The following is an 8,578-nucleotide window of genomic DNA, read 5'->3' as shown; positions in this document are numbered from 1 at the left end:
TGCTGATCCTGATCGGCAGCGCCGCAATGGGCATCCAGTATCTCCTCATGGCGGGACGCGACTTCCGCACAGCGATGGCGGAACGTTCATGACCGGACTGGAAATCGGCTTCATCACCCTTGCGGGGATGCTGCTTCTGATCTGGCTCGGCCTGCATGTGGCGGTCGCGCTGGGACTTACGTCTTTTGTCGGAGTCTGGCTGATCAAGGACAGCCCCGAAGTGGCGGTCAGCATGCTGGCACAGGGCGCGTCCGACTCGATTGCCAGTTACATCTTTGGCGTTGTCCCACTTTTCGTACTGATGGGCTTTCTGGTCTCCATTGCCGATATCGGCAAGGATGCCTTCGAAGTTGCCAATCAGGGCTTGCGCCGGCTGCGTGGCGGCCTCGGCATCGCCACCGTCGCGGCCAACGCGATTTTCGCCGCGATCACCGGCATCAGCATTGCCTCGGCCGCCGTCTTCACCCGTGTGGCGGTTCCGGAAATGCTGCGCTACGGCTACACGCCACGCTTCGCGACCGGCGTGGTCGCCGGATCATCGGTGCTGGGCATGCTGATTCCGCCCAGCCTGCTGATGATCCTCTACGGTTTTCTGTCCGAAGTGTCGGTCGGCGCCATGTTCATGGCCGGCATCGTACCGGGCCTTCTGCTGGCGATCACCTATTCCGTCGGCATCATGCTGATGGCGCGCTTCTGGCCGTCTTACGTCGGCGGCAGCTGCGGCGGCGAGGCCGATGACCTCCAACTCATGGGTGTCGGTGAAATGGCCGCCAAGCTGCTGCCGATCATCATCCTGGTCATCGCCGTACTGGGCGGCATCTATGCCGGCTTCTTCAATGCCACCGATGCCGGCGCGGTCGGCGCAGCAGGTGCGCTGCTGATCGCATTGTTCAAACGCAAGCTGGACAGCCGGAAACTCTGGCAGGTTCTGGTTGAAACCGGCCATGTTACCGTTGCCGTCTCCTTCCTGATCATCGGCGCCAGCCTCTATACCCGTATGCTGGCCCTGAGCGGCGTGCCGCAGTTCCTGGTCGAGGAAATCGTCGCGGCCGGTTTCGGTCCGCTGGGCTTCCTGGCAATTTATATTGTCCTGATCGTCCTCCTGGGCTGTTTCATCGATTCCAGCTCCATCCTGCTCATTGTCCTGCCGCTGATGCTGCCGATCGCCAGCGGGTTTGATATGAACCTGATCTGGTTCGGCATCATCACCATCGTCGCCGTCGAGATCGGTCTCCTGACGCCGCCCTTCGGTCTGAGCGTCTTTGTCATCAAAAGCACCCTGAATGACTCCCGCATTACCCTGCGGGACATCTTCATCGGCACCCTGCCCTTTGTGACCATCATGCTGCTGACCCTGGCAGCCCTGGTCGTATTCCCCGGATTGACCCTGGCCCTGCTATGAACCCGCTGAAAGGTTTCCGCATAGAGAGGAAGGATCTGCAGTTCGTCGGCAGCGGATTGCAGCGCCCCGAGTGTATTCTTGCCGAACCCGACGGAACCCTGTGGTCCGCCGATGCACGCGGCGGGGTGATGCGGATAGCCCCGGATGGCACGCAGACCCTCATCGCCCAGCAGGCGGACAGCCGTTTCGCCGGAACCGCCGATCTTGCCAGGCGGTTCACCGAAGGCACGCTGCCGAACGGGCTTGCCTTCGCTCGCAACGGCGACTTCCTCATCGCCAATTTCGGGACAGACTGCCTCGAGGTGATGGACCGCGAAGGGCGCAGCCGCGTACTCTATGACAGCATCGACGGCCAGCCGATCGGCAAGGTCAATTTCGTTCTCCGCGACTCCCGTGACCGCCTGTGGGTGACAGTCTCGACCCGCATCAGGAACTGGATGGATGCCGTCAGGCCAGGCATTGCCGACGGGTTCATCGCGCTGGCGGATGAAAAAGGCCTTCGGATCGTGGCGGACGGGCTTCGCTTCACCAATGAAGTCCGACTCGACGCCAAAGAAGAGTATCTCTACGCAGTGGAAACCTGCGGCCGCTGCATCACCCGCTTCCGGATCGGGGCGGATGGCAGCCTGTCGGACCGGGAGATTTTTGGCCCCAGCGACTTCGGCCCGGCGGGCTTCCCCGACGGCTGCACCTTCGATGCATACGGCAATCTCTGGGTCACACTGATCATGGCCGAGCGGCTGATCGCGCTGACGCCGGAAGGCGAGGTTCTGACCATCTTCGACGACGGGCAGCCGGATAAAATCGCCGCACTGGAAGCAGCCTATCAGGCCGGTCAGGCAACGCCAGAGCTGATGATGGCGACCCGCAGTACCGTGACGCCCTGGATGGCGAGCATTACCTTTGGCGGTCCGGACCTGCGGAACGCCTATATCGGAACCCTGTTCGGCGACCGGATTCCCTGGTTCCGCAGCCCGGTCGCCGGACTTCCCATGATACACTGGAGGTAATCATGCCCCGTCGTCGTCCCCGCCGCATCGTCACCGGTCACGATCAGAACGGAAAATCCGTGGTTGCCATGGACAGCGTGCTGGAGCCTGCCATCGAAAGGGCGGATATCGGCGTGGCCTTTTACGAACTCTGGAACACGACCGGCAGCCCCGCCCCGGTCGACAACGGCCCGGATCCGACCGGCCGCAAACTGCAGATCGAGCCGCCAAAGAACGGCAGCGTGATCCGCTTCGTCGATTTTGGCCCGAAGCAGCCGGACGCGCCGGTGATGACCCGCGAGATGGCCCAGGCCGCCTTTTCTCTGGTCGGCTCCGGCCATGCCTCGACCTGGAAGCCCGATTCGCCGCATCCGATGATGCACCGGACGGAATCGGTCGACTACGGAATCGTCCTGGAAGGTGAGATCACGCTGGTTCTGGACGACGGCTCGGAAACCCACCTGCAGGCAGGCGACGTGGTGATCCAGCGCGGCACCGATCATGCCTGGGAAAACCGCTCTCCAACCAAGCCGGCCCGCATGGCTTTCATACTGCTGGATGGTGCATTTTCGCCCGAGCTCGCTAAGCTGATCAAAACATCCTAACCGTCGGAGGAAACATGACCGCGCAACCTGCGCCCGCCCTGCTTTGGTCGCCTACGCCCGAGCGGATCAGCCGCAGTCAGATGCGCCGGTACATGGACTGGCTGTCGCGTGAGCGCGGCCTGACGTTTTCCGACTACGATTCACTGTGGCGCTGGTCGATCACCGACCTGGATGCCTTCTGGGCGTCCCTCTGGGACTATTTCGATATCAAGGCATACAAGCCCTACCGGGCCGTCCTGGCGAAGCGCACCATGCCGGGCGCGGAGTGGTTTCCCGGCGCGGAGCTGAACTTCGTCGATCAGGTCCTGCGCCATGAAACCGACAGGCGCCCCGCCGTACTCTACGCCTCCGAACAGCAGGGCCTGCAGGAAATGTCCTGGCGCAGCCTGCGGGAGCAGGTCGCCTCGGTGGCCGCGCTGCTGCGTCAGCGCGGCATCCGGCGCGGTGATCGCGTCGTCGCCTTCGCGCCCAACACGCCCGAAACGCTGGTAGCCTTCCTCGCGACGGTGAGCATCGGCGCCATCTGGTCGGTATGCTCACCCGACATGGGACTCAATGCGGTGCTCGACCGCTTCCGCCAGATCGAGCCCAAAGCCCTTTTTGCCGTGCCGTCCAGCCACTATGGCGGCAAATACCACGATAAAGGCGAGGTAGTCGCCGCCCTGGTCGACGCGCTGCCCAGCGTGACCGATCTGATCCTTCTGCCCGGCACGACCGCGCAGCCGCTTCCGGCCCGCCCGCATCTGTCGCAATGGTCCGAGATCATCGCCCGGCCGGCCGATCTGAAAGTCGAACCGGTGCCCTTCGATCACCCACTCTGGATTGTCTACTCCTCCGGCACCACGGGGCTGCCCAAGCCGATCGTGCATGGTCATGGCGGCATCATCCTTGTCATCATGGCGATGATGGCGCTGCATAACGACATCAGTTCCGATGACATCTATCACTGGTACTCCAGCACCGGCTGGATCATGTGGAATGCCCAGGTCGCCGGCCTCCTCGTCGGCGCCACCATCGCCATCTACGACGGAAGTCCGGGCTGGCCGGACTGGAACCGGCTGTGGGCATTTGCCGGCGAGACCAAAGCGACTTTCTTCGGGGCTGGCGCGGCCTTCTACGCCAATTGCCAGAAGGCTGGCGTCAAGCCGCGACAGGTTGCCGACCTCTCCAGCCTGCGCAGCGTCGGTTCCACCGGCTCGCCGCTCTCGGAAGATTCCTACGCGTGGATCTATGGCGAGCTGGGCAGCGACATCTGGCTGACCTCGATCTCCGGCGGTACCGATTTCGCCGGCGCTTTCGTGGCGGGTTGCGTGCTGCTGCCGGTCTATGCCGGCGAGATGCAGTGCCGCTGCCTCGGGGCCGACATCCAGGCCTATGACGACAACGGCAATCCGCTCACCGACGAAGTGGGTGAACTGGTCTGTGTTTCGCCCATTCCGTCGATGCCCCTCTACCTGTGGAACGACAAGGACGGCTCCCGCTATCGCGACAGCTATTTCGACATGTATCCGGGTAAATGGCGGCATGGCGACTGGATCCGGATCACGCCGCGCGGCGGTGCCGTCATCTACGGCCGCTCCGACGCCACCATCAACCGCCACGGCCTGCGGCTCGGCACGGCGGAAATCTACCGCGCGGTGGAGGAACTACCGGAGGTTCTCGACAGCCTGGTGGTCGACCTCGAGTATCTCGGTCGGGAATCCTACATGCCGCTCTTCGTCGTGCTGCGCCCCGGCGTGACCCTCGATGGCGCGCTGAAGGACAGAATCAACCAGGCGATCCGCAAGGCCGTCTCTGCCCGTTTCGTGCCGAACGATATCTTCCAGATCGCGGAAGTGCCACGCACGCTTTCGGGCAAGAAGCTGGAAGTTCCGATCAAGAAGATACTGCTGGGCCAGCCGGCTGAGAAGGTCGCCAATCCCGGCACGATGGCCAATCCCGGCAGTCTCGCCTGGTTCGTGGATTTCGCGCAGCAGCAGAAGGCTGGCGTCGCCTAGGGCGCCAGCTGCGCCCTTCGCGCCAGCACGATTCCGACAAGTACGACCACGCCGCCGGCCATCTGCAGCGGCTGCAGGCCCTCGCCCAGCCAGAGCCATCCGAAGAAAGCGGCAGCCACCGGCTGGATCAGCACCACCAGGGATGAGAACGATGCCGGCAGGTGACCAAGGGCATAGGCGATCAGCCCCTGGCCCAGTGCATGGCTGAGCCAGGCGAGTCCGAACAGGATCAACCAGCCATCCATACTGGCAGGCAGCAATTTCTCTCCCATCAGCCAGGTAACCGGAAGCAGCGCCAGTCCGGTGACCAGGCTGGACCACACCATCAAATCCTGCGTGCCGTGCCGGCCGCGCAGCTTCGCCACGGCAACCATGTAGGCGCCGTAGAAGATGGCGGTGGTGAAGGCCAGCATGTCGCCGAATACGTAGTCGCCGCCCAGCTGGAAGCTGGCACCGACGAGCATCAGCGCACCGCAGATGGCGATCAGCATGGCGAACAGGAACTTCGAGGTGATCCGTTCACGCAGGATCAGCCAGGCACCCAGGGTCACGATCACCGGCGCAAAATTGCTCAGCAGCGTGGCATTGGCCACCGTGGTGTACTGGATCGACAGATGCCAGAAGAACAGGTCGCCGGCGAAAAGCAGGCCCGGCAGCAGGATCAGCGCCAGCGGCGGCCGGCCGACATGGGACGTCTCGGTTCGCGCCGCAGGCATGAACCGCCACCACAGCCAGAGCGGCGGCACGGCCAGAATCGTCCGGTAAAAGCCGGTTGCCGTTGGTCCGACTTCGGAAATCCGCACAAAGATCGGTGAAAAGGCGATCGCCAATGCGCCGAGCACCAGTGCCGCCAGCGCAAGGCGCTGCGACAGGCTTTGCGCAGGGGTAAGCACCGAGGAGGACGACGACGCGGTCATGGGCGAGAGCTGACGATTGTTATAGGCTCCCGGCATAATCCTCCCCGACGGCAAACTCAATCATGACATTGGCCCCGAATTGCGCCTTCAGCTATATCTCTGGAATGGTCTGATCGGGATGCCCCATGACCGAAACTGAAACCACCCACCGCCAGCCCTCATTTTCGCACGCGGTCGTGACCCGACGCGCCCTCCTCCGCGGCGCCGCCATCTCTGCCGGCGGCCTGCTGATCGGGATGCACCTTCCGTCGCGTGCCGGCGCGCAGAATACCGTGACCCAGCCGGCGATCAGCCGGATGAACGCCTGGCTGCATATCGGTCGCGACAACCGGATCACGTTCGTGCTTGCCCGGTCCGAAATGGGACAGGGCGCGCATACCGGTCTCGCGACGCTGATTGCGGAAGAACTGGATGTCGACCCGCTGAAAGTCACGATCCGGAATGCGCCCGCCGACAAGGCCTACCGGAACATTTATATGGTCAAATCCATGCTGAGCGGCGACCAGGCGGACTCGCTCAGCGGATTGCCGCTCTGGGCGCTGGACCGTCTCGGCCGGGTCATCGGCCAGCAGGTGACCGGTGGATCGACCTCTCTGCGCGATGGGTTCCGCACCCTGCGCCTTGCCGGCGCCGAGGCCCGCTGGCGGCTGGTCGAAGCCGCCGCGGCGAAATGGGGCGTGGCCGCCCGCGACTGCTCGACCGCCGACGGAGTCATCAAGCACAAGCCAAGCGGCAGCATGCTGCATTATGGCGCCGTGGCCGACGACGCCGCGCGCCTGAAACCGCCCGCTGACATCCCCCTGAAGGACCGGAAGACCTGGCGGCTGATCGGCAGCTACGACAGACGCGTCGATACCCGGAACAAAATCGACGGCACCGCCGTATTCGGGCTCGACGTACGCCGGGACAACCAGCTCTTCGCCGCCGTGCAATTGGCGCCGCATTTCGGCGCAACCCTGAAGTCGCTGGATGACGCGGAAGCGATGAAGCGGCCCGGCGTGCAGGCCGTTGTTCCGCTCGGGGCCGGCTTTGCCGTCGTGGCCGACAATTCCTGGCGGGCGATGCAGGCCCGCGAGGCGGTCAGAGCCGAGTGGACGCCGGGGCCGGAAAACAGTCTCGACGATGGCGCCCTGTGGCGCCGTTTCGCCAGGCTGATCGAGACAGACGGAAAGACGATCCACGTGGTTGGCGACGCCGACAAGGCGATTGGCTCGGCCGCGATGGTCATCACGGCCGAGTACCGGCTGCCGTTCCTCGCCCATGCCACCATGGAGCCGATGAACGCGACGGCCCGGCTGGGCGCCGACGGACTCGATATATGGGTGCCGACGCAGGCCCAGGAGATGGCGCAGAAGGCCGCTGCCGAGGCAACGGGCCTGTCAGCCGACCGGGTGCGGATTCACACGACCTATCTCGGTGGCGGCTTCGGCCGACGCGCCGAGGCGGATTTCGTCCATGCCGCTGCCATGGTCGCCAGGGCGGTGACGGGCCGGACCGTGCAGGTGATGTGGCCGCGCGAGGAAGACATGCGGCACGATTTCTACCGCCCTGCCGCCCTGCATCGTGTGAAGCTGGGGCTCGATTCCTCCGGCCGTCTGGTGGCCTGGAAACATGATCTCGCGTCGCCGTCGATCATGAAGCGGGTCTTCCCGCCGGTCACCTGGATGGGGCCGGACCAGACCTCGATCGAAGGTTGCCTGGACGGCGGCTACCGGATTCCCAATACCGCCCTGAAATATGTCGGCGCCGACACGCCGGTGCCGGTCGGTTTCTGGCGCTCGGTCGGTCATTCGCACTCGGCTTTCGTCAAGGAATCCCTGATCGACGAAGCGGCTCATGCCGCAAAGCAGGACCCGCTGAGCTATCGCATGGCGCTGCTGCAGGACCGGCCGCGCCACCGCGCCGTCCTCGATCTGATCGCCAGCCGCAGCAGCTGGAATACGTCCCTGCCTGCCGGCCGGGGGCGCGGCCTCGCATTGCATGAAAGCTTCGGCAGCATCGTTGCCATCGTCGCCGAGGTGACCGTCAGCGGCACTGAAGTCAAAATCGACCGCCTGACCTGCGTCGCCGATGCCGGCACTGTCGTCAATCCCGCGATCGTGAAGGCACAGCTGCGCGGCGGCGCGCTGTTCGGGCTGACGGCTGCGCTGTATGGCCGGGTGACGCTGAAGGACGCCGCTGTCCAGGAAGGCAATTTTGACGAATACCGGCTGCTCGGGATGGCCGAAGCGCCGCCGGTGGATGTGCACCTGGTTCCCAGCGAAGCACCGCCTGGCGGCATCGGCGAGCCGGGCGTGCCACCGGCGGCTCCTGCACTGGCCAATGCGATCTTTGCGGCAACCGGCAAACGGCTGCGCGAGCTGCCCGTCAGCCTGGCCTAGTCGCAGGCTTTCAGCGTGATGGCCTGATCAGGCGCCACCGCGGGGAAATAGCTGCCCAGCGGACGACAGCCGGCTCCGACGCAGATCTGCCAGTCGCTGCCGGTATAGGGCGAGCGCGTCAGCACCAGCTCGGGCTGCACAGGCAGCTTCGGCCGCCAGACCCAGAAGCCTTCGCGCAAAACCGCATCCGGTCCGGGTTCCATGCCGGCGCCGCTCGACTGTACGGCTGCCTGTTCCAGCCGGATGCCATCCACCACTGCACGCCAGGTTTCCCGCCATTCGGTCTT

Annotated in this window: 7 protein-coding genes; 5 read left to right on the top strand and 2 right to left on the bottom strand. The window is 64.4% G+C overall.

Going from position 1 to position 8,578, the window contains the following annotated elements:
• Positions 1 to 88: 88 nt before the first annotated feature.
• Genes VKZ87_RS12340 through VKZ87_RS12325 form a run of 4 tightly spaced genes read left to right on the top strand, consistent with a single transcriptional unit; the run spans position 89 to position 4,993 of the window.
• Positions 89 to 1,402 (top strand): TRAP transporter large permease subunit, encoded by a 1,314-nt coding sequence (locus VKZ87_RS12340; protein WP_324221560.1) that lies wholly within the window; start codon positions 89 to 91, stop codon positions 1,400 to 1,402.
• On the top strand, positions 1,399 to 2,412 hold the full coding sequence (locus tag VKZ87_RS12335; RefSeq protein WP_324221559.1) for an SMP-30/gluconolactonase/LRE family protein: 1,014 nt from the start codon (positions 1,399 to 1,401) through the stop codon (positions 2,410 to 2,412). The genes VKZ87_RS12340 and VKZ87_RS12335 overlap by 4 nt, the downstream gene beginning before the upstream one ends.
• Before the next feature lie 2 nt (positions 2,413 to 2,414).
• Positions 2,415 to 2,996, top strand: coding sequence for a cupin domain-containing protein (locus VKZ87_RS12330; RefSeq protein ID WP_324221558.1), 582 nt, complete (start codon positions 2,415 to 2,417; stop codon positions 2,994 to 2,996).
• Between the two features lie 14 nt (positions 2,997 to 3,010).
• On the top strand, positions 3,011 to 4,993 hold the full coding sequence (locus VKZ87_RS12325) for an acetoacetate--CoA ligase (RefSeq protein ID WP_324221557.1): 1,983 nt from the start codon (positions 3,011 to 3,013) through the stop codon (positions 4,991 to 4,993).
• Here the strand turns inward: VKZ87_RS12325 and VKZ87_RS12320 are convergent.
• On the bottom strand, positions 4,990 to 5,946 hold the full coding sequence (locus VKZ87_RS12320; protein ID WP_324221556.1) for a DMT family transporter: 957 nt from the start codon (positions 5,944 to 5,946) through the stop codon (positions 4,990 to 4,992). The two genes, VKZ87_RS12325 and VKZ87_RS12320, sit on opposite strands and share 4 nt — an antisense overlap.
• 89 nt (positions 5,947 to 6,035) lie before the next feature.
• Between VKZ87_RS12320 and VKZ87_RS12315 the strand changes: the two genes are divergently transcribed.
• Positions 6,036 to 8,291: a xanthine dehydrogenase family protein molybdopterin-binding subunit gene (locus tag VKZ87_RS12315; RefSeq protein ID WP_324221555.1), complete on the top strand. Its 2,256-nt coding sequence runs from the start codon at positions 6,036 to 6,038 to the stop codon at positions 8,289 to 8,291.
• Here VKZ87_RS12315 and VKZ87_RS12310 read toward each other — a convergent pair.
• Positions 8,288 to 8,578, bottom strand: a 291-nt coding sequence (locus VKZ87_RS12310; protein ID WP_324221554.1) for a DUF1850 domain-containing protein, incomplete at its 5' end; no start/stop codon positions are given. The genes VKZ87_RS12315 and VKZ87_RS12310 overlap by 4 nt on opposite strands.

The sequence above is a fragment of the Ferrovibrio sp. genome (assembly GCF_035304305.1).
Lineage (GTDB): Bacteria > Pseudomonadota > Alphaproteobacteria > Ferrovibrionales > Ferrovibrionaceae > Ferrovibrio.
Note: the sequence above shows the minus strand (reverse complement) of the source record. Positions and strands in the feature narration are given on the sequence as shown.

Bases quoted from the DNA above. Each gene is read 5' to 3' on its own strand.
- VKZ87_RS12340 (WP_324221560.1), top strand. From the start codon at position 89: ATGACCGGACTGGAAATCGGCTTCATCACCCTTGCGGGGATGCTGCTT.
- VKZ87_RS12335 (WP_324221559.1), top strand. From the start codon at position 1,399: ATGAACCCGCTGAAAGGTTTCCGCATAGAGAGGAAGGATCTGCAGTTC.
- VKZ87_RS12330 (WP_324221558.1), top strand. From the start codon at position 2,415: ATGCCCCGTCGTCGTCCCCGCCGCATCGTCACCGGTCACGATCAGAAC.
- VKZ87_RS12325 (WP_324221557.1), top strand. From the start codon at position 3,011: ATGACCGCGCAACCTGCGCCCGCCCTGCTTTGGTCGCCTACGCCCGAG.
- VKZ87_RS12320 (WP_324221556.1), bottom strand. From the start codon at position 5,946: ATGCCGGGAGCCTATAACAATCGTCAGCTCTCGCCCATGACCGCGTCG.
- VKZ87_RS12315 (WP_324221555.1), top strand. From the start codon at position 6,036: ATGACCGAAACTGAAACCACCCACCGCCAGCCCTCATTTTCGCACGCG.